The organism is Pseudomonas sp. S3(2024) (assembly GCF_036861315.1).
Classification (GTDB): Bacteria; Pseudomonadota; Gammaproteobacteria; order Pseudomonadales; family Pseudomonadaceae; genus Aquipseudomonas; species Aquipseudomonas putida_A.
In genome coordinates this window covers 1-26,669 of sequence record NZ_JAZAQQ010000017.1, presented here as the reverse complement: position 1 = coordinate 26,669, position 26,669 = coordinate 1, and the positions used below count along the sequence as shown (strand labels likewise).

Here is a 26,669-nt window from a genome sequence, read left to right as displayed (position 1 = left end):
TTATCTGTTGTTCGAGGCGGGGTATTGCAGCGAACTGATCGACCTGGGACGGCGCGATGCGTTGGCCAAGCGTGAGGAGTTGTGCCGGTTTCTCGGGATCACCGAGGCGCTCGTTCCGGCCTGATATTTGTGCTGAAGCCATTCGCGAGCAAGCCCGCTCCCACACTGGTTTTGTGACCGACACAGAACCAGTGTGGGAGCGGGCTTGCTCGCGAATGGCTTCAGCACAAATATCAGGCCGGAACGAGCGCCTCGGTGATCCCGAGAAACCGGCACAACTCCTCACGCTTGGCCAACGCATCGCGCCGTCCCAGGTCGATCAGTTCGCTGCAATACCCCGCCTCGAACAACAGATAACTCAGCACCCCTGCCCCACTGGTCTTGGTCGCCCCCGGCCCACGCAAAAACAGACGCAATGCCGCCGGCAACTCCTGCCGATGTCGCGCCGCGATCTCGTCGATCGGCTGACTCGGCGCAATCACCAGCACTTCCACTGGCGCCACGCCCAACTCACGAGTCGGCACGCCCTCGGGCATCAGGTGGCTGAACTGGTTCAGACGCTGCAGCAACTCGATGTCGCTCTCCAGACTGTCAATGAACGTGCTGTTGAGCATGTGTCCGCCAATCTGCGCCAGCGTTGGCTGCTGACCGGTATAGGCGCGCTCCAGCGGCTGCTGCGGATCAAACCCGCGCGGGTTGCCGCTGACGCCCACCACCAGCACCCGACTCGCGCCCAGGTGCAGCGCCGGGCTGATCGGTGCCGACTGGCGTACCGCGCCGTCGCCGAAATATTCCTCACCGATTTTCACCGGGGCAAACAGCAACGGGATCGCCGAACTGGCCAGCAGATGGTCCACCGACAATTGCGCCGGCACGCCGATCCGCCGATGGCGCAACCACGCATCTATCGTGCCGCCGCCCTGATAGAAGGTCACCGCCTGGCCCGATTCGTAGCCGAACGCGGTCACCGCCACCGCATGCAATTGCTTGCGCGCGATGGATTCGGCGATGCCGGGCATGTGCAGTTTTTCATTGAGCAGGTCGCGCAGCGGCGAACTGTTGAGCAGCGCCACCGGCAGTTGGCGACCGATGCCGAGCAGGCTGTGACTGACAAAGCGGCTGGCCTGACGGATCACCCCCGGCCAGTCACTGCGCAACACCCGATGACTGCGAAAGCCCTGCCAGAACAGCGTAAGGCGTTCGATGGCCGCGCGAAAATCGGTGGCACCACTGGCCAGGCTGACCGCATTGATCGCCCCGGCCGAAGTGCCGACGATCACCGGAAACGGATTGTCCGCGCCCAGCGGCAGCAATTCGGCAATCGCCGCCAGCACCCCCACCTGATACGCCGCCCGAGCCCCGCCGCCGGAAAGAATCAAACCTGTGACCGGTTCCGCTGGGCTCATCGCAACACTCCATGGTGCTTGAAAGGGTGAGTGAATCAGCCGCGCCGTTTCGGGTAAAGCTTCGGCTCGCCCGGTGGACGGCTCTTGAAGCGGCGATGCGCCCACAAGTATTGCTCAGGGCAGGCACGCAGCGCACTTTCCACCCACTGGTTGATGCGGATGCAGTCGGCCTCTTCGGTCTCCCCCGGGAAGTCTTCCAGCGGCGGGTGGATCACCAGTTTGTAACCGCTGCCATCCGCCAGACGCTCCTGAGTAAACGGCACCACCAGCGCTTTACCCAAGCGGGCGAATTTGGTGGTCGCGGTCACGGTCGCAGCCTGAATGCCGAACAGCGGCACGAAGATGCTTTGCTTGGCGCCGTAATCCTGATCCGGTGCGTACCAGATCGCCCGGCCTGAACGCAGCAGCTTGAGCATGCCGCGCACGTCGTCACGCTCCACCGCCAGCGAATCGAGATTGTGCCGCTCACGGCCCCGACGCTGGACGAAGTCGAATAACGGGTTTTTGTGCTCGCGGTACATGCCATCGATGGTGTGCTGCTGGCCGAGCAGCGCCGCGCCGATTTCCAGGGTGGTGAAGTGCGCGGCCATGAGGATCACGCCCTTGCCTTCGCGCTGGGCCTTTTGCAGATGCTCCAGGCCTTCGACATGCGCCAGTTTGGCCAGACGCTCACGGGACCACCACCAACTCATCGCCATTTCAAAAAAAGCGATGCCGGTGGAGGCGAAGTTTTCCTTGAGCAGGCGTTTGCGCTCGGCAGCGGATTTTTCCGGGAAGCACAGCTCCAGATTGCGCTTGGCGATGCGCCGCCGGTCGCCGGCCACGCGATACATCAATGCGCCCAAAACACGACCGATCGTCAGTAAAACCGCATATGGCAACTGCACGACCAGCCACAACAGCCCCAGACCGCACCAGAGCGGCCAGAAGCGGGGAGAAAGAAAGGCTCTTCGAAAACGCGGGCGATCCATTAAAGCTTCCGTAAATTCAGTGGCCGCGCATTCTACATCGTTCGACCCGGCTTGCGGCTCGCGGGCGTTCTCGTTATAAGTCTCGGCACTTTTAGTGACAAGCCGTTGTATGCCGATATGAGCCAAAACGAAACGCCAGACCGAGATCCCGTGTTCCAGTTGAAGGGCAGCATGCTGGCCATCACGGTGCTGGAACTGTCCCGAAACGACCTCGACAGCCTTGATCGGCAACTGGCCGCCAAAGTCGCCCAGGCGCCGAATTTCTTCAGCAATGCACCGCTGGTCCTGGCGCTGGACAAACTGCCGCCAGGCGAAGGCGCGGTCGATCTGCCCGGCCTGATGCGCGTATGCCGCCAGCATGGTCTGCGCACCCTGGCGATCCGCGCCAGCCGTATCGAAGACATCGCTGCCGCCATCGCCATCGACATCCCGGTGCTGCCGCCGTCCGGCGCCCGCGAGCGACCGCTGGAAGCGCCGGAACCGGAAGTCAAAAAGAAGCCGGAAAAGCCGCCGGAGCCAACGGTCAAACCGACCCGCGTCATCACCACGCCAGTACGTGGTGGCCAACAGATATATGCCCAGGGTGGCGATCTGGTGGTGGTGTCCTCGGTCAGTCCGGGGGCGGAACTTCTGGCCGATGGCAACATCCATGTATACGGCCCGATGCGCGGTCGCGCACTGGCCGGCGTCAAAGGCGACACCAAGGCCCGGATTTTCTGTCAGCAATTGAGCGCTGAACTGATCTCCATCGCCGGGCATTACAAGGTTTCCGAAGATTTGCGCCGCGATCCACTGTGGGGCTCCGGCGTCCAGGTCAGCCTGTCGGCCGACGTGTTGAACATCATTCGGCTTTAACGGATACTGCCGCATTTTCCAAGCATCTCTAAAACGTAGCGAAAACGGCTCAAACGAAGTAGGAAAAAGGATCAAGGAGCGTTTGCCCCCGGCAATTGCGACTTGCGCCGAATTCCAGCCAAGGCTGTCCGACTGCAGTAGTTTTCAAGAGATGTTTTTCAGGGGCTAAAAAGTCCTTCTTCCTTAGGGGTGAAACACCTTGGCCAAGATTCTCGTGGTTACATCCGGCAAGGGTGGTGTGGGTAAGACCACCACCAGCGCCGCTATCGGTACCGGCCTCGCTCTGCGCGGCCACAAAACAGTGATCGTCGACTTCGACGTGGGCCTGCGTAACCTCGACCTGATCATGGGTTGCGAGCGTCGCGTGGTGTACGACTTCGTCAACGTGGTCAACGGCGAAGCCAACCTGCAGCAGGCCCTGATCAAAGACAAGCGCCTGGAAAATCTCTACGTGCTGGCCGCCAGCCAGACCCGCGACAAAGACGCGCTGACCCAGGAAGGCGTGGAAAAAGTCCTGATGCAGTTGAAGGAAGACTTCGACTTCGTGGTCTGCGACTCCCCGGCGGGCATCGAGAAAGGTGCGCACCTGGCCATGTATTTCGCCGACGAAGCGATCATCGTGACCAACCCGGAAGTGTCCTCGGTACGTGACTCCGACCGCATGCTGGGCCTGCTGGCCAGCAAATCGCGTCGCGCCGAAAAAGGCGAAGACCCGATCAAGGAACACCTCCTGCTGACCCGTTACAACCCGCAGCGCGTCAGCGATGGCGAGATGCTGGGCGTCGAAGACGTGAAGGAAATCCTGGCCGTGACCCTGCTGGGCGTCATCCCTGAGTCGCAGGCGGTCCTGAAGGCTTCCAACTCGGGCGTTCCAGTGATTCTCGACGACCAGAGCGATGCCGGTCAGGCCTACAGCGATGCCGTTGATCGTCTGCTGGGCAAAGAAAAAGAACATCGTTTCCTCGATGTTACGAAGAAGGGATTCTTCGAGCGCCTGTTTGGAGGTAGGTAATGAACCTTTTTGACTTCTTTCGTGCCAACAAAAAGCCAAGTACCGCCTCGGTAGCGAAAGAGCGTCTACAGATCATCGTGGCGCATGAGCGCGGCCAGCGCAGCACGCCGGATTACCTGCCAGCCTTGCAGAAGGAACTGGTCGACGTGATCCGCAAGTACGTCAACATCGGCAACGACGACGTACATGTTGCACTGGAAAGCCAGGGCAGTTGCTCGATTCTGGAACTCAACATCACCCTGCCCGATCGCTGAGTCGATCCGGCAGGAACGACGGCGGCTCAGGGCCATTCCCATCGCGGAATGGCCCTGAGCCGCCGTTGGCATTTGTTACGAGGCTGTTTTAATGCCGTTGTCCAACATCCGCATCATTCATCAGGACGCCGCCGTACTGGTGGTCGACAAACCGACGTTGCTGCTCTCGGTGCCCGGTCGCGCCGACGACAACAAGGACTGCCTGATCACCCGCCTGCAGGAAAACGGCTACCCGGAAGCGCGCATCGTCCATCGCCTGGACTGGGAAACCTCCGGCATCATTCTGCTGGCCCGTGACGCGGATACTCACCGCGAACTGTCGCGGCAGTTTCACGATCGTGAAACAGAGAAAGCCTACACTGCGCTCTGCTGGGGTCAGCCGGAGCTGGACAGCGGCAGCATCGACCTGCCGCTGCGCTACGATCCGCCGACCAAACCGCGGCACGTGGTCGACCACGAATTCGGCAAGCATGCGCTGACCTTCTGGCGCGTACTGGAACGTTGCGGCGACTGGTGCCGCGTCGAGCTGACGCCGATCACCGGTCGCTCGCACCAGTTGCGTGTGCACATGCTGTCCATCGGTCACCCGCTGCTGGGCGACGGGCTGTACGCCCATGAGCAGGCCTTGGCGGCCTGGCCGCGTCTGTGCCTGCACGCCAGCATGCTGAGCTTCACCCACCCGCAAACCGGCGAGCGTTTGCGCTTCGAATGCCCGGCACCGTTTTAAGCGCTGCCTGAGTGGCGGCGCTGTTTTCTTTTGGACAAGGATTCTGTTTTCGGATGAGTTGTATTGATTCCCTGGTAACCCCCCTCACGAAAGCTCGTCATCAACTGCTTTACCTGGTTTACGGCAATCAGGATGTGTACCGGCGCGAAGCCAAGTTCAGCATCCTGACCGCGCTGTCCCAGGCTAAAAACGGCGAGCTTCCGGCGATCCGCATTCTCACCGATCGCCCCGATGACTATGCGGGCTGGCCGGTCGACACGGTGTTGCTGGATGAAGCGACCCTGACCCGCTGGCAAGGCACCCACGGCTATCACCATCGCCGCAAGGCCTGCGCCATCGCCGCGGGCATGCAGTGGGCGGAAAAAACCCTGTTCGTCGACACCGACACCCTGTTCACCCGCCAGCCGAGCCAACTGTTCAAATTCATCGAGCCGAATCGCTCGGTGATGGATCGCTTCGAGTACGACTGGAAAGATGTGCACCAGCGTCCCGACTATCAAAAACTCGGTCGCGACCTGCGCAGCCACGGCGTGACGCCGGATAACGGTTTCAAGCTCTACAACAGCGGCTTGTGCGGCGTGACCGACAGCGACTCAGCGCTGTTCGAAGAGTCGATCCGCCTGATTGATCAGTGGACACTCGGCGGCTTCGAAATCCACACCATCGAACAGATCGCCCTGTCGTATGCCATGCGCGAGCGTCAGGTGGTGGAAGCGCGCAAACACGTCTACCACTACTTCGCGGAAAAACGTTTCTTCCACGCGATGCAGACGTACTTCTTCTCCCAGCACGGCGAGCAGTTCAGCCAGCGCCTGGTGGATCTGTGCAGCGATGTGCCACGGGTCAAACCGTTCCCCTCGGCCTGGCGCCGATTGAAAATCAAATGGAAGCTGCGCCACCAGAAAGGTGCCCTGCGCAAGGTCGGTCGTGATCTGCTGTACGGCAGCGCCGCGCCGGAAGATCCGTACTACAGCGTTTGCCGACACGAATGGTGGGAATGCGCCTCGCGGGAAATTCTGCGTTGGGACGAGAGCCAGCAGAAAAAACTGCTGAGCCAGAAGTCCTGGCCGCAACAGCTGCCGCGTCCGGATAAACCGGAAGATGAAAAAGTCATCATGAACTATTTGAAAAAACGCGTAGCCGCCCGCTGATCCACATCACTCCCTGTGGGAGCGGGCTTGCTCGCGAAAGCGGTGTGTCATCCAAAAAATCTGCATCTGACCCATCGCTTTCGCGAGCAAGCCCGCTTCCGCCCCGATCCTGTCCGGATTCAATTCCCGGGCCGATGCGTTAAACTCGCGCCCATTGCTGTCTGGAGCTTCTTATGCGCGAAGAGTTGAACCAAGGCCTGATCGACTTCCTCAAGGCCTCCCCTACCCCGTTCCACGCCACCGCCAGCCTTGTTCAGCGTCTGGAGGCCGCCGGTTACGTGCGCCTCGACGAGCGCGAGCCGTGGACCACCGAGGCCAACGGCCGCTACTACGTCACCCGTAACGACTCCTCGATTGTCGCGATCAAAATGGGCCGCAACTCGCCGCTGCACGACGGGATCCGTCTGGTCGGCGCCCACACCGACAGCCCGTGTCTGCGGGTCAAGCCGCAACCGGAACTGCAACGTCAGGGCTTCTGGCAACTGGGCGTTGAAGTCTACGGCGGCGCGCTGCTGGCGCCGTGGTTTGACCGCGACCTGTCGCTGGCCGGGCGCGTCACCTTCCGTCGCGACGGCAAGGTCGAAAGCCAGTTGATCGACTTCAAGGCGCCGATCGCGATCATTCCCAACCTGGCGATTCACCTGAACCGTGAAGCCAATCAGGGCTGGGCGATCAACGCGCAGACCGAGCTGCCGCCGATCCTCGCGCAATTCGCCGGCGACGAACGCGTCGACTTCCGCGCCGTACTGACTGATCAACTGGCCCGCGAACATGGCCTGAACGCCGATGTAGTGCTGGATTACGAGCTGAGCTTCTACGACACCCAGAGTGCGGCGATCATCGGCCTGCATGGCGACTTCATCGCCGGCGCGCGCCTCGACAACCTGCTGTCGTGCTACGCCGGCCTGCAAGCCCTGCTCACTGCCGACACCGAAGAAACCTGCGTGCTGGTGTGCAACGACCACGAAGAAGTCGGCTCCTGCTCGGCCTGCGGTGCCGATGGCCCGATGCTCGAACAGACCCTGCGCCGTATGCTACCGGAAGGTGACGAGTTCGTCCGCACCATCCAGAAATCGCTGCTAGTCTCGGCCGACAATGCCCACGGCGTGCATCCGAACTACGCCGAGAAGCACGACGCCAACCACGGTCCGAAACTCAACGCCGGCCCGGTGATCAAGGTCAACAGCAACCAGCGCTATGCCACCAACAGCGAAACCGCCGGGTTTTTCCGCCACCTGTGCATGGCCGAAGAAGTACCGGTGCAGAGCTTCGTGGTGCGCAGCGACATGGGCTGCGGCTCGACCATCGGCCCGATCACCGCCAGCCACCTGGGCGTGCGCACCGTCGACATCGGCCTGCCGACCTTCGCCATGCACTCGATCCGCGAACTGTGCGGCAGCCACGACCTGGCGCACCTGGTCAAAGTGCTGAGCGCGTTCTACGCCAGCCGCGAGTTGCCTTAAAAGCTGAAAAGCTTCGCGAGCAAGCCCGCTCCCACATTGGAATGCATTTCAACCTGTGGGAGCGGGCTTGCTCGCGAAAGCGCTCGTGCAGACAACAAAGATTCATCGTAGAACCGAATCATTCCTGATACACATCACTCCTCGCTGCAGAAAGCGACCTAGACTTAAATCATCCCCCTTCGACAAGGCAGTCACCATGATTTCGATGTCCTCCTTCCACGCCATGCTCATTCCGATACTGTCCGGGATGATCCTGCTGGCGATCGGTTTCAACTTCCGCGACAAGAACGCCGGTGTGTTTGCCATGTGGGTCGGCATGCTGATGATCCTGGCGACCGTGGTCTACAAGATCCTCGCCAAACTCAACGAATAAATCCGCGCCCGGCTCGCATTGATTCTGGCTGCCTCGTACACTCGCTCAATTCGCCCCTTTGCGAGGTTGACCGCCTAGTGTTCGCTCGTCTGTTTGCTCTGCCCTGCCTGTTCCTTGTCTGCCTGATGACGCTGCTGCCGCTGGCCCCTGCCCAGGCGGTCGGATTGCCGGGCCTGCTCAACACCACCAAGACGCAGCCGGAGGCGCAAGAGCCGCTGGGCCAATCGCTGGATGAAGTCATCAAGTCGCTGGAAAACGACAAGCAACGCGCACAATTGCTCAGCGATCTGAAAAAGCTGCGCGACGCCACCAAGAAAGCCCAGGCTTCACCGGAAGAAGGTGTGCTGGGCTTGATCGGCGGCACCCTGGCCAGTTTCGAGAAGCAGTTCTCCGGTGACGACAGCCCGCTGACCCGCTGGTCCGACGAGTTCGATCTGGCCAGGGACGAACTCGACAACCTGATGTTGCCGGCCAGCGAATGGCTGCCGATCATCTTCGGCTTCGCGGTGATCCTGATGGTCTGGAGCCTGCTCGCCGCCGCGCTAATCTGGCTCGGTCACCGGGTGCGCATGCGCTTCGGCCTGACCGAAGAACTGCCGCAGCATCCCAAGGCCCTCGACATGCTGCGCTTCGCCCTGCGCAAGCTCGGGCCGTGGCTGATTGCATTGGTCATCACCGTTTACATGAGCTACGCGCTGCCGTCGTCATTGGGTAAAAGCCTGGCGATGGTGCTGGCTTATGCGCTGGTGGTCGGCACCTGTTTCTCGGCAATCTGCGTGATCGCCTTCTCGCTGCTCGACGGCCCGCACCGGCACCGGGCGTTGTACATCCTGCGGCATCAGGCCTTCCGTCCGTTGTGGCTGATCGGCAGCTTCGCCGCATTCGGTGAAGCGCTGAGTGACCCGCGCCTGGTCGAAGGCCTCGGCGTGCACCTGGCGCACACCACCGCGACCATCACCAACGTGCTCGCGGCGCTGTTCACCGGGTTGTTCATCCTGCGTTTCCGCCGGCCGATCGCGCACCTGATCCGCAACCAGCCGTTGTCCCGCCGCCTGACCCGCCGCGCCCTCAGCGACACCATCGATATCCTCGGCACCTTCTGGTACGTGCCGGCGCTGGTGCTGGTCGGGATCTCGCTGTTCGCCACCTTCGTCTCCGCCGGCGACACCAGCACTGCCCTGCGCCAGTCGCTGATCTGCACGGTGCTGCTGGTGATGTGCATGGTGATCAACGGCCTAGTGCGCCGTCATTCACTCAAACCGCAACGCGGGCCGAAGCGCCATGCGTTGTACTCGGAGCGCCTGAAAAGCTTCTTCTACACCCTCGCCCACCTGCTGGTGTGGCTGATCTTCATCGAGCTCGGCCTGCGCGTGTGGGGCAAGTCGCTGATCGGCTTTGCCGAGGGCGAAGGGCATGACGTCAGCGTCAAACTGTTCAGCCTGATCGGCACGCTGATTTTCTCCTGGCTGATCTGGATCCTCGCCGACACCGCCGTGCACCACGCCCTCACCCGCTCGCGCAAAGGCCTGGCGAATGCACGCGCGCAGACGATGATGCCGCTGATCCGCAACGTGCTGTTCGTGGCGATTTTCATCATCGCGCTGATCGTCGCCCTGGCGAACATGGGCATGAACGTCACGCCACTGCTGGCCGGTGCCGGTGTGATCGGTCTGGCCATCGGTTTCGGTGCGCAGTCGCTGGTGGCGGACCTGATCACCGGCCTGTTCATCATCATCGAAGACTCGCTGGCCATTGATGACTACGTCGACGTCGGCGGCCACCTCGGCACTGTCGAAGGCCTGACCATCCGCACCGTGCGCCTGCGCGACATCGACGGCATCGTCCACACCATCCCGTTCAGCGAAATCAAAAGCATCAAGAACTACTCCCGGGAATTCGGCTACGCGATATTCCGGGTGGCGGTGCCGTACAACATGGAAATCGACGACGCGATCAAACTGATGCGCGAAGTCGGCCAGAAAATGCGCACCGACCCGCTGCAACGGCGGAACATCTGGTCGCCACTGGAGATCCAGGGCGTGGAAAGTTTCGAGTCCGGCAGCGCGATTCTGCGCGCCCGGTTCAAGACTGCGCCGATCAAACAATGGGAAGTTTCCCGAGCGTTCAACCTGTCGCTCAAGCGCCATCTGGACGAAGCCGGCCTCGATCTGGCGACGCCACGCATGAGCGTGCAGGTCATCACTGCCGGCGGTGGCCAGCCGAAGGAATAGCACTTCGCGCAGACACTCGGGTCACAGGCAGGGAAGCCAGAAAAACAATAACCATGGAGACACCCGATGCAGCTGACACGTATCGCCCAGTCCGTTCTGCTCACTCTGCTGGCCGGCACCGCCAGCGCCGCCACCCTGGACAGCACCCGCGAACAGATCGCCACGCAAGCCAAGGCACTTGAACCGCAACTGCTGGAAACCCGCCGCGACATCCACGCGCATCCGGAACTGGGCAACACCGAAACACGCACCGCGGAACTGGTCGCCAGACAACTGAAGGCCATGGGCCTGGAAGTCAAAACCAACGTCGCCCGCACCGGCGTGGTCGCGATCCTCAAGGGCGCCCTGCCCGGCCCGACCGTGGCCTTGCGCGCCGACATGGACGCGTTGCCGGTCAAGGAAGTCGCCGACCTGCCCTTCGCCTCGAAAGCCAAAGGCACTTATCTGGACAAAGAAGTCGACGTGATGCACGCCTGCGGCCACGACGCCCACACCGCGATCCTGCTGAGCACGGCGAAAATTCTTACGGGCATGCGCGACACCCTGCCCGGCACCGTGGTCTTCTACTTCCAGCCCGCCGAAGAAGGCCCGAGCGACTTCATCCCCGACGGCAAAAACACCTGGGGCGCGAAAATGATGGTGCAGGAAGGCGTGATGAAATCCCCCAAACCCGACGCCGTCTTCGGCCTGCACGTCTGGGCCGGCGTCCCCGCCGGCCAGATCGCCTACCGCCCCGGCGCCACTCTGGCCAGCTCCGACGACCTGCGCATCAAAATCCTCGGCAAACAGACCCACGCTGGCCGCCCGTGGGACGGCATCGACCCGATCACCGTCGGCGCACAAACCATCGTCGGCCTGCAAACCGTGGTCAGCCGCCGCACCGACATTTCGTCCTACCCGTCGGTGGTCAGCATCGGCACCATCAACGGCGGCACCCGCTACAACATCATTCCCGAATCCGTGGACATGAGCGGCACCATCCGCTCCTACGACTACGGCATCCGCCAGAAACTCCACGCCGACGTACGCCAGACCATCGAAAAAATCGCCGAAAGCGGCGGCGCGAAAGCCGACGTGAGCATCATCGAAAAATACGACCCCACGATCAACAACCCGGCACTGACGGAAAAAATGCTGCCGACGTTGAAGTGGGCCGCCAAGGATGACGTGGTCAATGCGCCGCTGGTGGGCGGCGCGGAAGACTTCTCGTTCTTTGCCAAGGAAGTGCCGGGGTTATTTGTGTTTCTCGGGGTGACACCACGGGATCAGGACATGAGCAAGGCGGCGCCGAATCACAATCCGGGATTCTTTGTGGATGAGTCGGCGCTGGTGGTTGGGGTGAGGACGATGGCGTCGCTGGCGACGGATTATTTGTATGCCAATGCCGGGGCGGGCAAGTAGAGATGAAGTGACAGTGGGGGCGCCTTCGCTAGCAGGCTCGCTCCCACATTTGACCGTGTGCAGCCTGTTAGAGATTGGTCGGCTGTCAGGCCGCCATCGCTGGCAAGCCAGCTCCCACAGTTGGATTGAGTGCAGGCAGTTGGAGATTGGTCGGCTGGGAGGTCACCATCACTGGCAGGCCAGCTCCCACAGAGAGATTGGGTGCAGGCAGTTAGAGATTGGTCGGCTGTCAGGCCGCCTTCGCGAGCAGGCTCGCTCCCACAGTGGGATTGGGTGCAGGCAGTTGGAGATTGGTCGGCTGTCAGGCCGCCTTCGCTGGCAGGCCAGCTCCCACAGTGGGATTGGGTGCAGGCAGTTGGAGATTGGTCGGCTGTCAGGCCGCCTTCGCGAGCAAGCCAGCTCCCACAGTGGGATTGGGTGCAGGCAGTTGGAGATTGGTCGGCTGTCAGGCCGCCTTCGCGAGCAGGCCAGCTCCCACAGTGGGATTGGGTGCAGGCAGTTGGAGATTGGTCGGCTGTCAGGCCGCCTTCGCGAGCAGGCCAGCTCCCACAGTGGGATTGGGTGCAGGCAGTTGGAGATTGGTCGGCTGTCAGGCCGCCTTCGCGAGCAGGCCAGCTCCCACAGTGGGATTGGGTGCAGGCAGTTGGAGATTGGTCGGCTGTCAGGCCGCCTTCGCGAGCAGGCCAGCTCCCACAGTGGGATTGGGTGCAGGCAGTTGGAGATTGGTCGGCTGTCAGGCCGCCTTCGCGAGCAGGCCAGCTCCCACAGTGGGATTGGGTGCAGGCAGTTGGAGATTGGTCGGCTGTCAGGCCGCCTTCGCGAGCAGGCCAGCTCCCACAGTGGGATTGGGTGCAGGCAGTTGGAGATTGGTCGGCTGTCAGGCCGCCTTCGCGAGCAGGCCAGCTCCCACAGTGGGATTGGGTGCAGGCAGTTGGAGATTGGTCGGCTGTCAGGCCGCCTTCGCGAGCAGGCCAGCTCCCACAGTGGGATTGGGTGCAGGCAGTTGGAGATTGGTCGGCTGTCAGGCCGCCTTCGCGAGCAGGCCAGCTCCCACAGTGGGATTGGGTGCAGGCAGTTGGAGATTGGTCGGCTGTCAGGCCGCCTTCGCGAGCAGGCTCGCTCCCACAGTGGGATTGGGTGCAGGCAGTTGGAGATTGGTCGGCTGTCAGGCCGCCTTCGCGAGCAGGCTCGCTCCCACAGTGGGATTGGGTGCAGGCAGTTGGAGATTGGTCGGCTGTCAGGCCGCCTTCGCTGGCAGGCCAGCTCCCACAGTGGGATTGGGTGCAGGCAGTTGGAGATTGGTCGGCTGTCAGGCCGCCTTCGCGAGCAAGCCAGCTCCCACAGTGGGATTGGGTGCAGGCAGTTGGAGATTGGTCGGCTGTCAGGCCGCCTTCGCGAGCAGGCTCACTCCTACAGAAAAGCAAAAGCCGACCGCACGCTTTTCACCACTCAACAGGATGAGCGCAAGCTCGGCTGCAGCTCTTGATCTTGCCGTGCCGGCCCCATCGGCAGGCTGAGTGGAGGGGGTTATCCGGGGGTGGGAGCGCAGCGACCGTTCGACGAAGTCGAACACATCGAGAGGAGGTGCAGCGAAGCAAACCGGAGGCGATGCGCCCGGATGAACCCCGCAACGAAGGAACCCGAGCCTAAGCGAGGGCCGTACGCCGGGGCCCAGCGTTTTGGTTACTTTTGGGCGTCTGCAAAAGTGACTCGCCGTAAGGGCGAAACCGTCAGCGGCAACACCCGAAGCAACGGATATACACCCAAAACCCCAAGAACCTGGTCGGCCCAAAGGCCGCCAAGGTCAAACAACGTCTACACCAACGTGAATCGCATCATGCCGCCAAAACTCCAGATCACAATCAATCAACCGCTCATGCTGATCATAATTGACCCGAGCAATCCGTAACCCCGGACTCCCGACAGACACCCGCAAAGCCGCCGCCGCATCCACCGACAACGACGTCGGCACAATCTCGAACCGCACCCGCCCATAGCGCAAATCGTAATGCCGCGCATACAACTCGGTCATCGACTGATTCAAATCAAACCCCAGAATCCCCGGAAAATACTGCGGATTCAGATAATGCTCCACATACAACACCAGCCGCCCGTCAATCCGTCGCGACCGACAAATCTGAATCACGCTCGACAAAGCAGGCAACTGCAACAACGCACACACCGCCACCGACGCCGGCTGCAACCGCGCCGAAATCACCTCGGTCGACGGCACCCGCCCCTGCGCACTGACCATCGCGTGAAAGTGACTGCGCTGCATCAGGTTGTACGCCAGACGCGGCGGCGAAACGAACCAGCCACGGCGCTCCTCGCGATAAATCTGCCCCTGTGCCTCCAGTTGCAACAACGCCTCGCGCACCGTAATCCGTGTGGTGCCGAACAACTCACTGAGCTTGCGCTCGGCCGGCAACTTGCTCCCGGGCGCGAGCAGGCCGTGATCAAGTTGCTCCTGCAGCACCTGACCAATCGCTGTCACCGCTTTTGTTGCCTCATCGCGCATCAACGTTACCTATCTGGACTAGACCAGCACTCTTTCAGGGCAAAAACCGTACGGCCTGCAAGCCGTTTCCATGTGTTGCAAGCCTAGGCAGTGCAGATGACCGAGAGATGACAAACCCGCCCGACGGTCGCCCTCATGACTTGCAATACATCGGCCAAGTCCCTTGTCCGCCGGGGCTTTGACCTTGGTCTACGCTTATCGGGCAAGCGCCAAACCCGGGCCAGTAAAAGGCCTGCCGGGCGAACGCCGACATCAAAGTGTCATCCAGCCCCCTTAAATTGGCTCAGGTATTGCTGACCTAGACCAACACAAACCGCAATCGCAGCGTTGAACACGACCAAGGAGCTTCGGAATGAAACAGCTTTTCCTGGCAACACTGTTAGGCTCGACCATTGCAATGTGCACCTCCGCCATGGCGGCGGGTACCGACCTGAAAACCCTCGAAGCCGCTGCGAAAGCGGAAGGCGCCGTCAACAGCGTCGGCATGCCCGATGACTGGGCCAACTGGAAAGGCACTTGGGAAGACCTGGCCAAGACCTATGGCCTGAAACACATCGACACCGACATGAGCTCGGCCCAGGAAATCGCCAAGTTCGCCGCGGAAAAAGACAATGCCACTGCCGACATCGGCGACGTCGGCGCCGCCTTCGGCCCGATCGCGGTCAAGCAAGGCGTGGTGCAACCGTACAAGCCAAGCACCTGGGATCAGGTCCCGGACTGGGCCAAGGACAAGGACGGCAACTGGGCACTGGCCTACACCGGCACCATCGCCTTCATCGTCAACAAGAAGCTGCTGCACGGCTCCGAAGTCCCGACCAAATGGGCTGACCTCAAGGGCGGTAAATACAAGGTTTCCATTGGTGACGTAAGCACCGCCGCGCAAGCCGCCAACGGAGTACTGGCCGCTGCCCTGGCCAACGGTGGCGACGAGAAAAACATCCAGCCGGCCCTGCTGCTGTTTGCAGACATCGCCAAGCAGGGTCGCCTGTCGATGGCCAACCCGACCATCGCCACCATGGAAAAAGGCGAGATCGAAGTCGGCGTGGTCTGGGACTTCAACGGCCTGAGCTACAAGGCCAAGATGGCCAACCCGGATGACTACGTGGTGCTGATCCCGTCGGATGGCTCGGTGATTTCCGGCTACACCACCATCATCAACAAGTACGCGAAAAACCCGAACGCCGCCAAGCTGACCCGCGAATACATCTTCAGCGACGCCGGCCAGACCAACCTCGCTCGCGGCAATGCTCGTCCGATCCGCGCCGAACACCTGCAACTGCCGGAAGACGTGAAGGCCAAGCTGCTGCCGAACGAGCAGTACAAGAAGGTCACGCCGATCAAGGACGCCGACGCCTGGGAAAAAACCTCCAAGGCCCTGCCGCAGAAGTGGAACGAAGAAGTCATCGTAGAGATGAAGTAATCCTGTAAATCCCCACTGCTGGATCCATTGGAGATCCAAATGTGGGAGCGGGCTTGCTCGCGAATGCGGTGGATCAGTCAAGCATCTATTGACTGACACTCCGCCTTCGCGAGCAAGCCCGCGCCCACAGGGGATCCAGGTTGAATCTGAAATTTCCTGTTTTCGCGGAGTTTTTGCCCCTATGAAGCACAACGTCATCCTTGTCGTGCTCGACGGTCTCAATTACGAGGTCGCGCGGCACGCCATGGGGCATCTGCAGGCTTACGTTGGCGCAGGACGCGCCGCGCTCTATCAGTTGGAGTGCGAGTTGCCGGCCCTGTCCCGACCGCTTTACGAATGCATCCTTACCGGCGTGCCGCCGATCGACAGCGGCATCGTCCACAACAACGTTGCGCGCCTGTCCAACCAGCGCAGCATCTATCACTACGCCCGCGACGCCGGCCTGAAAACCGCCGCAGCGGCCTATCACTGGGTCAGCGAGCTGTACAACCGCTCACCGTTCCTGGCGGCCCGCGACCGTCATACCGACGATCCAGCGTTACCGATCCAGCACGGGCATTTCTACTGGAACGATCACTACCCGGATTCGCACCTGTTCGCCGACGCGGAACACCTGCGCCTGCGCCATGCGCCGAACTTCCTGCTGATCCACCCGATGAACATCGACGACGCCGGCCACAAGCACGGCCTCGATTCCGCGCAATACCGCAACAGCGCGCGCTCGGCGGACATCATCCTCGCCGACTACCTGCAAGGCTGGCTCGACGCGGATTATCAGGTGCTGGTGACTGCCGATCACGGCATGAACAACGACCGCTCGCACAACGGCTTGCTACCGGAAGAGCGCCAGGTGCCGCTGTTCGTCCTCGGCAACGCCTTCAGCCTGAATGCTGACGCCATGCCGAAGCAGACTGATCTCTGCGGCACGGTCTGCGAACTGCTCGGCGTGCCCCACGACAAACCTGTGTGCCGGGAGTTGCTCAAGTGAACGCCATGACTCGCGGAAAATGGCTGGCGGCCCTGTGTCTGGTGCCGTTCGCGCTGTTCTTTATCGTGTTCGAAATCGCCCCGCTGGTCTGGGTGATGATCAACAGCCTGCAGTCGGAAGAGTTCGGCTGGGGCTTTGCCAACTTCAGCAAGATCTTCAGCTCGAAGTTCTATTTGCAGGCGATTCAGTACAGCCTGGAGATCAGTTTCTGGTCGAGCGTATTCGGCATCATCATCGCCGTGCTCGGTGCGTATTCGTTGCGCCGGGTCGACTCGAAACTGCGCAACTTCGTGAATGCCTTCGCCAACATGACCAGCAACTTCGCGGGGGTGCCGCTGGCCTTCGCGTTCATCATCCTGCTCGGCTTCAACGGCAGCATCACCATCATGCTCAAGCAGGCCGGGGTCATTCAGGACTTCAACCTGTACTCGAAAACCGGTCTGATCATCCTCTACACCTACTTCCAGATTCCCCTCGGCGTGCTGCTGCTGTACCCGGCGTTCGACGCCTTGCGTGAAGACTGGCGCGAGTCCGCCGCGCTTCTCGGCGCCAACGGCTGGCAGTTCTGGCGTCACATCGGTCTGCCGGTGCTGACCCCGGCCCTGCTCGGCACCTTCGTGATCCTGCTGGCCAACGCCCTCGGCGCCTACGCCACGGTGTACGCCTTGACCACCGGCAACTTCAACGTGCTGCCGATCCGCATCGCGGCAATGGTTTCCGGGGATATTTCCCTCGATCCGAATCTCGCCAGTGCCCTGGCCGTGGTGCTGGTGGCGTTGATGACCATCGTCACCGTCGTGCATCAACTGCTGTTGAAGAGGAGCTACCATGTCTCGCGCTGAATCCGGCCCGGCCGGCGTCTACCACCGCGTCGTGGTTTATCTGCTGTTCGCGATTCTGCTGCTGCCGCTGGTGGGCACGCTGATCTACTCGATTGCCAGCAGTTGGTCGGCGACCATCCTGCCCAGCGGTTTCACCTTCAAGTGGTACATCCAGTTGTGGAGCGACCCGCGCTTCCTGCATGCCTTCGGCCAGTCGCTGCTGGTGTGCGTCGGCGCGCTGGTGCTGTCGGTGGTGCTGATCCTGCCGCTGCTGTTCGTGGTGCATTACCACTTCCCGAAACTCGATGCGCTGATGAACATCCTGATCCTGCTGCCCTTCGCGGTGCCGCCGGTGGTGTCGTCGGTGGGTCTGTTGCAACTGTACGGTTCCGGGCCGCTGGCGATGGTCGGCACACCGTGGATTCTGATCGGTTGCTACTTCACCGTGGCGCTGCCGTTCATGTACCGGGCGATCACCAACAACCTGCAGGCGATCAACCTGCGCGACCTGATGGACGCCGCGCAACTGCTCGGCGCCAGCACCTTTCAGGCGGCATTTCTGGTGGTGCTGCCGAACCTGCGCAAGGGCCTGATGGTCGCGTTGCTGCTGTCGTTCTCGTTCCTGTTCGGTGAGTTCGTGTTCGCCAACATCCTCGTCGGCACGCGCTACGAAACCCTGCAGGTGTACCTGAACAACATGCGCAACAGCAGCGGCCACTTCACCAGTGCGCTGGTGATCTCGTACTTCTTTTTCGTGCTGGTCCTGACCTGGATCGCCAACATCTTGAACAAGGACAAAAGCGAATGAGCTATGTCAGCGTCCAACACCTGCAGAAAAACTACGCGGGCACGACCGTGTTCAGCGACATCAACTGCGAAATCAACAAGGGCGAATTCGTCACCCTGCTCGGCCCTTCCGGTTGCGGCAAGTCCACGCTGCTGCGCTGCATTGCCGGCCTGACGCCGGTGGATGGCGGCAAGATCCTGCTTGATGGCGTCGACATCGTGCCGCTGAGCCCGCAGAAACGCGGGATCGGCATGGTGTTCCAGAGCTACGCGCTGTTCCCCAACATGACCGTCGAACAGAACGTCGCCTTCGGCCTGCGCATGCAAAAAGTCAACTCGGACGACAGCCACAAGCGTGTCGCCGAGGTGCTGAAACTGGTTGAGCTCAACGACTTCGCCAGCCGCTATCCGCATCAGCTCTCCGGCGGCCAGTGTCAACGCGTGGCCCTCGCCCGCTCGCTGGTGACCCGTCCACGCCTGTTACTGCTGGATGAACCGCTGTCGGCGCTGGATGCGCGTATCCGCAAACACCTGCGTGAACAGATCCGGCAGATCCAGCGCGAACTCGGCCTGACCACGATTTTCGTCACCCACGACCAAGAAGAAGCATTGACCATGTCCGACCGGATTTTCCTGATGAACCAAGGGAAGATCGTGCAGAGCGGCGATGCCGAAACCCTCTACACCGCGCCGGTCGATATCTTCGCCGCCGGCTTCATCGGCAACTACAACTTGCTTGACGCCGACAGCGCCTCGAAGCTGTTGCAACGGCCGATCAACCACCGCATCGCAATTCGCCCGGAAGCCATCGAACTGAGCCTCAATGGCGAACTCGATGCACAGATCCGCAGCCACAGCCTGCTCGGTAACGTGATCCGCTATCGAGTCGAGGCGCGTGGCGTGGAACTGGTGGTGGACGTGCTCAACCGCTCGGCGGCGGATCTGCATCCCGACGGTCAGCGTCTGGCGCTTTCCATCGATCCGACGGCCCTGTGTGAGGTAGCCTGATGACTTTGCTGACGTTGAAGAGAGAACTGCACTGATGGCCCTGGCAATTTTTGATCTGGACGAAACCCTGATCCACGGCGACTGCGCCACCCTCTGGAGCGAGCAGATGGGGCGCCTGGGCTGGGTCGATCCCGAGTCGTTCATGCGCAAGAACAACGAGCTGATGGACGCCTACAGCCATGGCAAATTGCGCATGGAAGAGTACATGGAATTCAGCCTCGAACCGATGATCGGCCGAACCCCGGAAGAGGTCGAACACCTGGTCGGCCCATGGGTGGAAGACTTCATCGAACCGATCATCTTCAGCGACGCGACCAAAACCATCGCCGCCCACCGCAAGGCCGGCGACCGGATTCTGGTGATCTCGGCTTCCGGCACGCACCTGGTCAAACCGATCGCCGAGCGCCTGGGCATCGACGAAATTCTCGGCATCGAACTGGACGTTGCGCACGGCGTTTACACTGGCCAGACCGTCGGCACGCTGACCTACCGCGAAGGCAAGATCACCCGCCTGCTGGAATGGCTGGATGCCGAGGAAGAGAATCTGGAAGGCGCGAGTTTCTACTCCGACTCACGCAATGACTTGCCGTTGCTGCTGAAGGTGGATTTCCCGCATGTGGTGAATCCGGATCCGGTCCTGCTGGAGCACGCCGAAAAAGCAGGCTGGCCAATCCATCTCTGGAAATAAACAAAGATCCAGATATGGATTATTGATTGTGGCAACGGAGCTTGCCGAAAAATCCGGCTGAACATAGATCCAAATGTGGGAGCGGGCTTGCTCGCGAAGGCGGAGTGTCAGTCGATAAATTCTTGTCTGATTCACCGCCTTCGCGAGCAAGCCCGCTCCCACAGGTTTTTCGGTGTTTTCAGGTCAGGCTTTCGTCGACCACCAGCACCAGTTTGCCGGCAACTTTGTTGCTCGCCAGCTCGGCAAACGCCGCTTCGGCGTCTTTCACCGGGAAGGCTTTTGCCAGTTGCGGACTCAACCGCCCTTCGGCAAACAGCGGCCACACATTCTGGCTCAAATCGCTGAACAGGTCGGCCTTGAACTGATCATCACGACTGCGCAACGTCGAACCAAGCAATTGCACGCGCTTGGCCAGAACCTGTGCCAGATCCAGTTTCGCCTCACGCCCGCCCATCAAGCCGATCAAGACCCAGCGCCCGTCCAGCGCCGTCAGCTTGAGGTTCAGTGCCGCATAGTTGCCGCCGACCGGATCAAGGATCACGTCAAACGGCCCGAAGTCGCGCAGGCTTTCCAGATCATCGGTGCGCACCACGCCGCCCTGGGCTCCCAGCGCCTCACAGTAGGCCAATCGCTCAGCCGACCCGACGCTGACCCAACAGGGATTGCCGAACGCCTTGCACAGCTGAATGGCGGCTGAACCAATTCCACTGGCCCCGGCGTGCAGGAGAACCTTCTCGCCGGGTTTCAGCGCCGCCAGTTGAAACACGTTGAGCCAGACCGTTGCATAAACCTCGGGTAATGCCGCGGCCTCGATCAACGAAACGCCCTCGGGCACCGGCAGCACGTGCCGTCCATCGACCACCACCTCCTCGGCCATTCCGCCCCCGGCCAGTAAGGCGCAGACCCGGTCGCCGACCTGCCAGGACGAGCCGGCGCCGACTTCGCTGATCACCCCGGAACACTCCAGACCGAGCACCTGACTGGCGCCCGGCGGCGGTGGATAAAGCCCGGCTTTCTGTAATAAATCGGCGCGATTGAGGCCCGCAGCCGCCACGCGAATGCGCACTTGTCCTACATCACATGCCGGACTCGGCTCTTCAAGCCATGCCACTTGACCTTCAACGCCTTGCAATGCCTTCACAGTGCCTCCATAGTGAGTCTGGACTGAGCCCGAAGCTGTAGCGCCGGGCTTTTTGCATTATGCGACCGGCTCTCGTAGAACCGGCGACTTCAAAGACGGCCTAATATGCGTTATCAATTGTCCCCGCGTCGAATCAGCATGAAGCATTTGCTCCCCAGCACCGCCCTCGCTCTTTTCATCGGTATCGGCTTGTTGCCGGTGTCGGGCACTACATTCGCAGCCAACAGCTGGGACAAGTTGCAGCCGGATCGCGACGAAGTGATCGCCAGCCTCAACGTCGTCGAGTTGCTCAAGCGTCACCACTACAGCAAGCCGCCGCTCGACGATGCGCGCTCGGTGATCATCTACGACAGCTACATCAAGCTGCTGGACCCGTCGCGCAGCTACTTCATGGCCAGCGACATCGCCGAATTCGACAAGTGGAAGACCCAGTTCGACGACTTCCTCAAAAGCGGCGACCTCAACGCCGGGTTCACCATCTACAAGCGCTATCTGGACCGCGTCAAGGCGCGCCTGGACTTCGCCATTGCGGAGCTGAACAAGGGCGTCGACAAGATGGACTTCACCACCAAGGAAACCTTGCTGATCGATCGCAAGGACGCCCCTTGGCTCAAATCCACCGCTGAACTCGACGACCTGTGGCGCAAACGCGTCAAGGACGAAGTGCTGCGGCAGAAGATTGCCGGCAAGGATTCCAAGCAGATCCAGGAAACCCTGACCAAGCGCTACAAGAACCAGTTGGCGCGTCTGGACCAGACTCGCGCGGAAGACATCTTCCAGGCGTACATCAACACCTTCGCCATGTCCTACGACCCGCACACCAACTATCTGTCGCCGGATAACGCGGAGAACTTCGACATCAACATGAGCCTGTCCCTCGAGGGTATCGGCGCCGTGTTGCAGAGCGACAACGATCAAGTGAAAGTCGTGCGCCTGGTGCCGGCAGGCCCGGCCGACAAGACCAAGCAGGTTGCACCGGCCGACAAGATCATCGGCGTTGCCCAGGGCAACAAAGAGATGGTCGACGTGGTGGGCTGGCGCCTGGACGAAGTGGTCAAGCTGATCCGCGGCCCGAAAGGCACCGTGGTGCGTCTGGAAGTGATTCCGGCCAGCAATGCGCCGAACGACCAGACCAGCAAGATCGTGCCGATCACCCGTGAAGCGGTGAAGCTTGAAGACCAGGCGGTGAAAAAATCCGTGCTGAACCTGAAACAGGACGGCAAGGACTACAAGCTCGGCATCATCGAGATCCCGGCGTTCTACCTCGACTTCAAGGCGTTCCGTGCCGGTGATCCGGACTACAAGAGCACCACCCGTGACGTCAAGAAACTGCTGACTGAACTGCAGAAAGAGAAAGTCGACGGCGTGGTCATCGACCTGCGCAACAACGGCGGCGGTTCTCTGCAGGAAGCCACCGAGCTGACCAGCCTGTTCATCGACAAGGGCCCGACCGTACTCGTGCGTAACGCCGATGGCCGCGTCGATGTGCTGGAAGATGAAAACCCGGGCGCATTCTACAAAGGCCCGATGGCACTGTTGGTCAACCGCCTGTCCGCCTCGGCTTCGGAGATTTTCGCCGGCGCCATGCAGGACTACCATCGCGCATTGATCATCGGTGGCCAGACTTTCGGCAAAGGCACCGTTCAGACCATTCAGCCGCTGAACCATGGCGAACTGAAACTGACCCTGGCCAAGTTCTACCGGGTTTCCGGGCAGAGCACCCAGCATCAGGGCGTACTGCCGGACATCGACTACCCGTCGATCATCGACACCAAGGAAATCGGCGAAAGCGCCCTGCCGGAAGCCATGCCGTGGGACACCATCAAGGCAGCGATCAAGCCGGCCTCCGATCCGTTCAAGCCGTACCTGGCGCAGCTCAAGTCCGAGCATGACGCACGCAGCGCCAAAGACGCCGAGTTCGTGTTCATCCGTGACAAACTGGCCCTGGCGCAGAAGTTGATGGAAGAGAAAACCGTCAGCCTCAACGAAGCCGACCGCCGTGCCCAGCACGCGGACATCGATGCCAAGCAACTGGCCATGGAAAACATCCGTCGCAAAGCCAAAGGCGAAGAACCGCTCAAAGAGCTGAAGAAAGAAGATGAAGACGCGCTGGCTGCGGCTGAGCCGGACAAGGTCAAACCAGAAGACGACGCCTACCTGAGCGAAACCGGGCGCGTGCTGCTGGATTACCTGAAGCTGAGCAATCAGGTGGCCAAGAAGTAAGATGATGGCAATTTAGTGGTGACGCTCCCCGGAGCGTCATCAAACAGTCATCATTCTGTCGTGAAATAAAGGACTGGGAGCGCCTCTTCAAGCAAGAGCGCTCCCAGTCCTTTTTTTATCGCCAGAGATTGCCATGACCACGACCGAACAGCTGAGTGCCTTGAGCTCGATCCTGACTCAAAGCGGTTTGCACAGCCTGTTCCAGCCGATCATCTGTCTCTCCGAGCGTCGTATTCTCGGCTACGAAGCTCTCACTCGCGGCCCGTCCAACAGCCCTCTGCATTCGCCAATCGCGCTGTTCGCCGTGGCGCGTCAGGCCGGCCGCCTGAGCGAATTGGAAATTGCCTGCCGCCAGTCTGCCTGCCGTCGTTTCAACGAGCAGCAACTGCCGGGCAAGCTGTTCCTCAACGTTTCACCGGAATCCCTGCTTGAAGCCGCGCACCAACCGGGGCGGACCCTGCAACTGCTGCAGGACTTCGGTATTCCACCCAGCCAAGTAGTGATCGAACTCACCGAACAGACGCCGATCGACGATTTCCAGTTGCTGCAAACCGCCCTGCATCACTATCGGGCGATGGGCTTTTCGATTGCATTGGATGACTTGGGTGCCGGCTATTCGAGCTTGCGTCTATGGTCGGAGCTGCGTCCGGACTATGTGAAAATCGACCGCCACTTCATCGACGGCATCCATCAGGACGCATTGAAGCGCGAGTTCGTCGGCTCGATCCTGCAAATCGCCAAGGCCTCGCGGGCACAGGTGATTGCCGAGGGGATCGAGTTGCCAGAGGAACTGGCGGTGCTGACCGAGATGGGCGTCGATCTGGTGCAGGGTTACCTGCTCGCTCGCCCTCAGGAGCATCCACCCCGCGATGCCCGGGCCCTGATGCCAAAACACGACAGCAGCGCCGTGGCGCTGAACGACGAGGGCAGCGACCTCAGCGCCCTGCTCAATGACCAACCGGCGGTGCATCGCGACACACCGACTGCCACCGTACTGGAAGCCTTCCGCCGCCAGGCCAATCTAAACTCACTGGCGGTGCTCGACGAACAGGGCCAGCCGTGCGGCATCGTCCATCGCCATTCGTTGTCCGACGCGCTGCTCAAACCGTTCGCCACCGACCTGTTCGCACGCAAACCGATCAGCCGCCTGATGAACGACGACTTCCTCGCCGTGGAAATGAGCCAGTCGCTGCAACAGGTCAGCCGCCTGATCACCAGCCGCGCCCGGCAGCGCATCGAAGAAGATTTCATCATCACCCTCAACGGCGGTTATCTCGGCCTCGGTCGGGTGATCGACGTGCTCAAACTGATCACCGAACTGAAAATCCAGCAGGCACGCTACGCCAACCCGCTGACCCTGCTACCCGGCAACGTGCCGATCCAGCAATGCCTGACCCGCCTGCTGCAACAGGGCCGTGAATCGATCATCTGCTACGTCGACATCGACAGCTTCAAACCCTTCAACGACATCTACGGCTACGGCCGTGGCGACGAAGTCCTGCTGTGCCTGGCGCAATGTCTGAACGAACGCGTCGACCCGTCCCGCGACTTCGTCGGCCACATCGGCGGCGACGACTTCCTGCTGGTGCTCGGCCCGGAAGACTGGCGCAAACGCCTCAACCAACTGCTCGACGACTTCCAGAGCCAATGCCGCCGCTTCTATCGCCCTGAGCATCTTGAAGCTGGTTGCTTTATCGCCCCGAATCGTCAGGGTGTGCGGCAGGAGTTTCCCTTGTTGTCACTGTCCATCGGCGTCGTCCACCTGCATCCAGAAGCCTGCGCAGAACTGGACGCGAGTCAGCTGGCGGAGATGGCTTCGCAGGCGAAACACCATGCGAAGAATGTTCCGGGGTATAGCGTGCATGTGATTGATAGTCTCGATGCTGCTGACCTGCAACCGCCGCAACTGATTGGCCAACGCTGACTCCCCATACGACGAAAATCCCTGTGGGAGCGGGCTTGCTCGCGAAGGGGTCAGTCCATACAGCTCATAACTAACCCCGAGCCAATTTAACAAAGCCTCCGCGCACATTTTCAAAAATATCACCACGTAGTTTTATCTTCGCCTGCAGCCCTTGAGAGATCTTCTTTCCAAACTTCCTGTGCTATTTGATAGACACTCTGGAAAAAACTGCGCGGTTCTTCTAACGAATACCATTCCTCCCGTGGCCAGCTATTCGCTTCGCATTCATCGATTTCAAAGGGACTTTGAAAATCATAATCCGAATTTTTTAGCGCTCCCTCTAGAAACTCAAATAATACATATTTATGTCTATACGAGAGATATGGCAACTCCAAACAATATTTTCTGACAAGAGCTTCCCTATCAACGCGATCATCCGGATTATAAACACCAAGCTCTACGCCTCGCGTTTCCTCACGATCATAAACATCGAACACTCCAATAAACCAAGTCAGGCTCGGTTCAAAAGGCTCGTTCAAAAACGGATCCTTCAACATTACCTGCCCTCCGCCGGGAAGCCCGTGAATGGTTTCTGCGTATTTATCTGATCAAATTTAACTTCAAACCAATTCAAGTCCTCATTAAGGGTCGGATTTTGCTGGTCTCGTCTATTCGGTCTATATCCACGACCTGCACCGGGCAACTCCAACTTAACTATTGGAATATTATTATGGTCTCTGCCTGTGTGCATTATTAAGCCATTTCTGTCCTTCGTCATCGCTTTATTCAACGCCCCCAAATGCATTCGCCAGTTATGGAACTGAGAGCTAAGATTTCCTCTGGCACCTCTTGGGACTATACCTGTATGAGGATCTGCTCCATTGATGCCACGTTGCTTAAGTGCTGGATCGGAAATTTCCGAACTATGTTTTTTCACAGTGTGCATGCCATAAAGATTTTCATATTCATATACCCGACGCTTCGCGTTCTCCTCAGCCACCTCATCAAGCCTCGCCCGCCGCTCCTGCGCTGTCATCTTTGGCAACGGAGGAGATCCCTCTTCAACAACTACGCGGCCAGCCTCGTACCGCATCGGGCGACGTGGATTAGTTGGCGGACAACTGCAACTCAACCCCAACGGATCCACCCACCCCGTCGGATTCGGCGTGTACTGGTATTGGTTGAGTCCTCCAGCCAACTTCACCGGATCCGGCGTCAGATACCGCCCCAACCTCGGGTCGTAATACCGATGCCGGTTGTAATGCAGCCCGCTTTCCGCATCGAAATACTGCCCCTGAAACCGCAGCGGCTGGTCCAGGTAGTCCTCGC

At 60.4% G+C, this 26,669-nt stretch carries 23 protein-coding genes and 1 pseudogene; 18 read left to right on the top strand and 6 right to left on the bottom strand.

The window, feature by feature from the left end; genetic code table 11:
* A pseudogene (locus tag VLA07_RS26065) lies at nucleotides 1–124 on the top strand (patatin-like phospholipase family protein); the annotation flags it as partial.
* Nucleotides 125–233: 109 nt separating this feature from the next.
* On the opposite strand, the gene VLA07_RS26060 reads toward VLA07_RS26065, so the two are convergent.
* Together VLA07_RS26060 and VLA07_RS26055 are read right to left on the bottom strand one after the other, a co-directional pair.
* Nucleotides 234–1,406, bottom strand: a complete 1,173-nt coding sequence (locus VLA07_RS26060) for a patatin-like phospholipase family protein (protein ID WP_333992429.1) — start codon at nucleotides 1,404–1,406, stop codon at nucleotides 234–236.
* 35 nt (nucleotides 1,407–1,441) lie between these two features.
* Nucleotides 1,442–2,377, bottom strand: a complete 936-nt coding sequence (locus tag VLA07_RS26055) for a lipid A biosynthesis lauroyl acyltransferase (protein ID WP_096797021.1) — start codon at nucleotides 2,375–2,377, stop codon at nucleotides 1,442–1,444.
* A gap of 117 nt (nucleotides 2,378–2,494) precedes the next feature.
* Between VLA07_RS26055 and minC the strand changes: the two genes are divergently transcribed.
* The 9 genes from minC (at nucleotide 2,495) to VLA07_RS26010 (ending at nucleotide 11,844) form a co-directional block, all read left to right on the top strand.
* Nucleotides 2,495–3,232: a septum site-determining protein MinC gene (minC, locus tag VLA07_RS26050; protein WP_098967915.1), complete on the top strand. Its 738-nt coding sequence runs from the start codon at nucleotides 2,495–2,497 to the stop codon at nucleotides 3,230–3,232.
* A gap of 199 nt (nucleotides 3,233–3,431) precedes the next feature.
* The gene (minD, locus tag VLA07_RS26045) at nucleotides 3,432–4,244 is read left to right on the top strand and encodes a septum site-determining protein MinD (RefSeq protein ID WP_098967914.1); all 813 of its coding nucleotides are present in this window, start codon (nucleotides 3,432–3,434) and stop codon (nucleotides 4,242–4,244) included.
* Nucleotides 4,244–4,498, top strand: coding sequence for a cell division topological specificity factor MinE (minE, locus tag VLA07_RS26040; RefSeq protein ID WP_003223146.1), 255 nt, complete (start codon nucleotides 4,244–4,246; stop codon nucleotides 4,496–4,498). The genes minD and minE overlap by 1 nt, the downstream gene beginning before the upstream one ends.
* A 91-nt stretch (nucleotides 4,499–4,589) precedes the next feature.
* A complete protein-coding gene (locus tag VLA07_RS26035) occupies nucleotides 4,590–5,225 on the top strand; it encodes an RluA family pseudouridine synthase (RefSeq protein ID WP_027613350.1) in 636 nt (211 codons plus the stop codon).
* A 53-nt stretch (nucleotides 5,226–5,278) separates the two neighbouring features.
* A complete protein-coding gene (locus VLA07_RS26030) occupies nucleotides 5,279–6,376 on the top strand; it encodes a hypothetical protein (RefSeq protein WP_247269659.1) in 1,098 nt (365 codons plus the stop codon).
* A 173-nt stretch (nucleotides 6,377–6,549) separates the two neighbouring features.
* Nucleotides 6,550–7,839: a M18 family aminopeptidase gene (locus tag VLA07_RS26025; RefSeq protein WP_333992419.1), complete on the top strand. Its 1,290-nt coding sequence runs from the start codon at nucleotides 6,550–6,552 to the stop codon at nucleotides 7,837–7,839.
* A 196-nt stretch (nucleotides 7,840–8,035) separates the two neighbouring features.
* Nucleotides 8,036–8,212 (top strand): hypothetical protein, encoded by a 177-nt coding sequence (locus tag VLA07_RS26020; protein ID WP_007965354.1) that lies wholly within the window; start codon nucleotides 8,036–8,038, stop codon nucleotides 8,210–8,212.
* Between the two features lie 77 nt (nucleotides 8,213–8,289).
* Nucleotides 8,290–10,443, top strand: a complete 2,154-nt coding sequence (locus tag VLA07_RS26015) for a mechanosensitive ion channel family protein (protein ID WP_098967912.1) — start codon at nucleotides 8,290–8,292, stop codon at nucleotides 10,441–10,443.
* Between the two features lie 66 nt (nucleotides 10,444–10,509).
* On the top strand, nucleotides 10,510–11,844 hold the full coding sequence (locus VLA07_RS26010) for an amidohydrolase (RefSeq protein ID WP_333992416.1): 1,335 nt from the start codon (nucleotides 10,510–10,512) through the stop codon (nucleotides 11,842–11,844).
* A 1,804-nt stretch (nucleotides 11,845–13,648) separates the two neighbouring features.
* On the opposite strand, the gene VLA07_RS26005 is transcribed toward VLA07_RS26010, so the two are convergent.
* Nucleotides 13,649–14,362: a UTRA domain-containing protein gene (locus tag VLA07_RS26005; protein ID WP_007965348.1), complete on the bottom strand. Its 714-nt coding sequence runs from the start codon at nucleotides 14,360–14,362 to the stop codon at nucleotides 13,649–13,651.
* A 352-nt stretch (nucleotides 14,363–14,714) separates the two neighbouring features.
* Between VLA07_RS26005 and VLA07_RS26000 the strand changes: the two genes are divergently transcribed.
* The 6 genes from VLA07_RS26000 (at nucleotide 14,715) to VLA07_RS25975 (ending at nucleotide 20,073) form a co-directional block, all read left to right on the top strand.
* A complete protein-coding gene (locus VLA07_RS26000; protein WP_027613356.1) occupies nucleotides 14,715–15,782 on the top strand; it encodes an ABC transporter substrate-binding protein in 1,068 nt (355 codons plus the stop codon).
* Between the two features lie 181 nt (nucleotides 15,783–15,963).
* Complete coding sequence (locus VLA07_RS25995; protein ID WP_333992412.1) at nucleotides 15,964–16,770, top strand: alkaline phosphatase family protein; 807 nt, start codon at nucleotides 15,964–15,966, stop codon at nucleotides 16,768–16,770.
* A gap of 5 nt (nucleotides 16,771–16,775) precedes the next feature.
* Nucleotides 16,776–17,612, top strand: coding sequence for an ABC transporter permease (locus VLA07_RS25990; protein WP_177325647.1), 837 nt, complete (start codon nucleotides 16,776–16,778; stop codon nucleotides 17,610–17,612).
* Complete coding sequence (locus VLA07_RS25985; RefSeq protein ID WP_003223125.1) at nucleotides 17,599–18,399, top strand: ABC transporter permease; 801 nt, start codon at nucleotides 17,599–17,601, stop codon at nucleotides 18,397–18,399. The genes VLA07_RS25990 and VLA07_RS25985 overlap by 14 nt, the downstream gene beginning before the upstream one ends.
* A complete protein-coding gene (locus VLA07_RS25980) occupies nucleotides 18,396–19,385 on the top strand; it encodes an ABC transporter ATP-binding protein (protein WP_027613359.1) in 990 nt (329 codons plus the stop codon). The genes VLA07_RS25985 and VLA07_RS25980 overlap by 4 nt, the downstream gene beginning before the upstream one ends.
* A gap of 34 nt (nucleotides 19,386–19,419) precedes the next feature.
* Nucleotides 19,420–20,073 carry an HAD family hydrolase gene (locus VLA07_RS25975; RefSeq protein WP_134785810.1) on the top strand — a complete coding sequence of 218 codons (654 nt, stop codon included), beginning with the start codon at nucleotides 19,420–19,422 and terminating at the stop codon, nucleotides 20,071–20,073.
* Between the two features lie 178 nt (nucleotides 20,074–20,251).
* Here VLA07_RS25975 and VLA07_RS25970 read toward each other — a convergent pair whose 3' ends face one another.
* Nucleotides 20,252–21,214, bottom strand: coding sequence for a zinc-binding dehydrogenase (locus VLA07_RS25970; protein WP_333992408.1), 963 nt, complete (start codon nucleotides 21,212–21,214; stop codon nucleotides 20,252–20,254).
* 138 nt (nucleotides 21,215–21,352) lie between these two features.
* Here VLA07_RS25970 and VLA07_RS25965 point away from each other — a divergent pair, with 138 nt between their 5' ends.
* Together VLA07_RS25965 and VLA07_RS25960 are read left to right on the top strand one after the other, a co-directional pair.
* Nucleotides 21,353–23,437: a carboxy terminal-processing peptidase gene (locus tag VLA07_RS25965; RefSeq protein ID WP_167734107.1), complete on the top strand. Its 2,085-nt coding sequence runs from the start codon at nucleotides 21,353–21,355 to the stop codon at nucleotides 23,435–23,437.
* A gap of 133 nt (nucleotides 23,438–23,570) precedes the next feature.
* Entirely contained in the window at nucleotides 23,571–25,361 is a 1,791-nt protein-coding gene (locus VLA07_RS25960) for a bifunctional diguanylate cyclase/phosphodiesterase (protein ID WP_333992406.1), read from the top strand.
* Between the two features lie 119 nt (nucleotides 25,362–25,480).
* On the opposite strand, the gene VLA07_RS25955 is transcribed toward VLA07_RS25960, so the two are convergent.
* Nucleotides 25,481–25,897: a hypothetical protein gene (locus tag VLA07_RS25955; protein WP_223008143.1), complete on the bottom strand. Its 417-nt coding sequence runs from the start codon at nucleotides 25,895–25,897 to the stop codon at nucleotides 25,481–25,483.
* Nucleotides 25,897–26,669: RHS repeat-associated core domain-containing protein (locus tag VLA07_RS25950; RefSeq protein ID WP_333992405.1), on the bottom strand; the 773-nt coding region annotated here is incomplete at its 5' end. The genes VLA07_RS25955 and VLA07_RS25950, both read right to left, overlap by 1 nt.

Coding starts and splice junctions, on each gene's coding strand:
- VLA07_RS25980 (WP_027613359.1), top strand. CDS start 18,396: ATGAGCTATGTCAGCGTCCAACACCTGCAGAAAAACTACGCGGGCACG.
- VLA07_RS26010 (WP_333992416.1), top strand. CDS start 10,510: ATGCAGCTGACACGTATCGCCCAGTCCGTTCTGCTCACTCTGCTGGCC.
- VLA07_RS26030 (WP_247269659.1), top strand. CDS start 5,279: ATGAGTTGTATTGATTCCCTGGTAACCCCCCTCACGAAAGCTCGTCAT.
- VLA07_RS26020 (WP_007965354.1), top strand. CDS start 8,036: ATGATTTCGATGTCCTCCTTCCACGCCATGCTCATTCCGATACTGTCC.
- VLA07_RS26035 (WP_027613350.1), top strand. CDS start 4,590: ATGCCGTTGTCCAACATCCGCATCATTCATCAGGACGCCGCCGTACTG.
- VLA07_RS25955 (WP_223008143.1), bottom strand. CDS start 25,897: ATGTTGAAGGATCCGTTTTTGAACGAGCCTTTTGAACCGAGCCTGACT.
- minC (WP_098967915.1), top strand. CDS start 2,495: ATGAGCCAAAACGAAACGCCAGACCGAGATCCCGTGTTCCAGTTGAAG.
- VLA07_RS26055 (WP_096797021.1), bottom strand. CDS start 2,377: ATGGATCGCCCGCGTTTTCGAAGAGCCTTTCTTTCTCCCCGCTTCTGG.
- VLA07_RS26005 (WP_007965348.1), bottom strand. CDS start 14,362: ATGCGCGATGAGGCAACAAAAGCGGTGACAGCGATTGGTCAGGTGCTG.
- VLA07_RS25990 (WP_177325647.1), top strand. CDS start 16,776: ATGACTCGCGGAAAATGGCTGGCGGCCCTGTGTCTGGTGCCGTTCGCG.
- minE (WP_003223146.1), top strand. CDS start 4,244: ATGAACCTTTTTGACTTCTTTCGTGCCAACAAAAAGCCAAGTACCGCC.
- VLA07_RS26060 (WP_333992429.1), bottom strand. CDS start 1,406: ATGAGCCCAGCGGAACCGGTCACAGGTTTGATTCTTTCCGGCGGCGGG.
- VLA07_RS26000 (WP_027613356.1), top strand. CDS start 14,715: ATGAAACAGCTTTTCCTGGCAACACTGTTAGGCTCGACCATTGCAATG.
- VLA07_RS25995 (WP_333992412.1), top strand. CDS start 15,964: ATGAAGCACAACGTCATCCTTGTCGTGCTCGACGGTCTCAATTACGAG.
- VLA07_RS25975 (WP_134785810.1), top strand. CDS start 19,420: ATGGCCCTGGCAATTTTTGATCTGGACGAAACCCTGATCCACGGCGAC.
- VLA07_RS25960 (WP_333992406.1), top strand. CDS start 23,571: ATGACCACGACCGAACAGCTGAGTGCCTTGAGCTCGATCCTGACTCAA.
- VLA07_RS25965 (WP_167734107.1), top strand. CDS start 21,353: ATGAAGCATTTGCTCCCCAGCACCGCCCTCGCTCTTTTCATCGGTATC.
- VLA07_RS26025 (WP_333992419.1), top strand. CDS start 6,550: ATGCGCGAAGAGTTGAACCAAGGCCTGATCGACTTCCTCAAGGCCTCC.
- VLA07_RS25985 (WP_003223125.1), top strand. CDS start 17,599: ATGTCTCGCGCTGAATCCGGCCCGGCCGGCGTCTACCACCGCGTCGTG.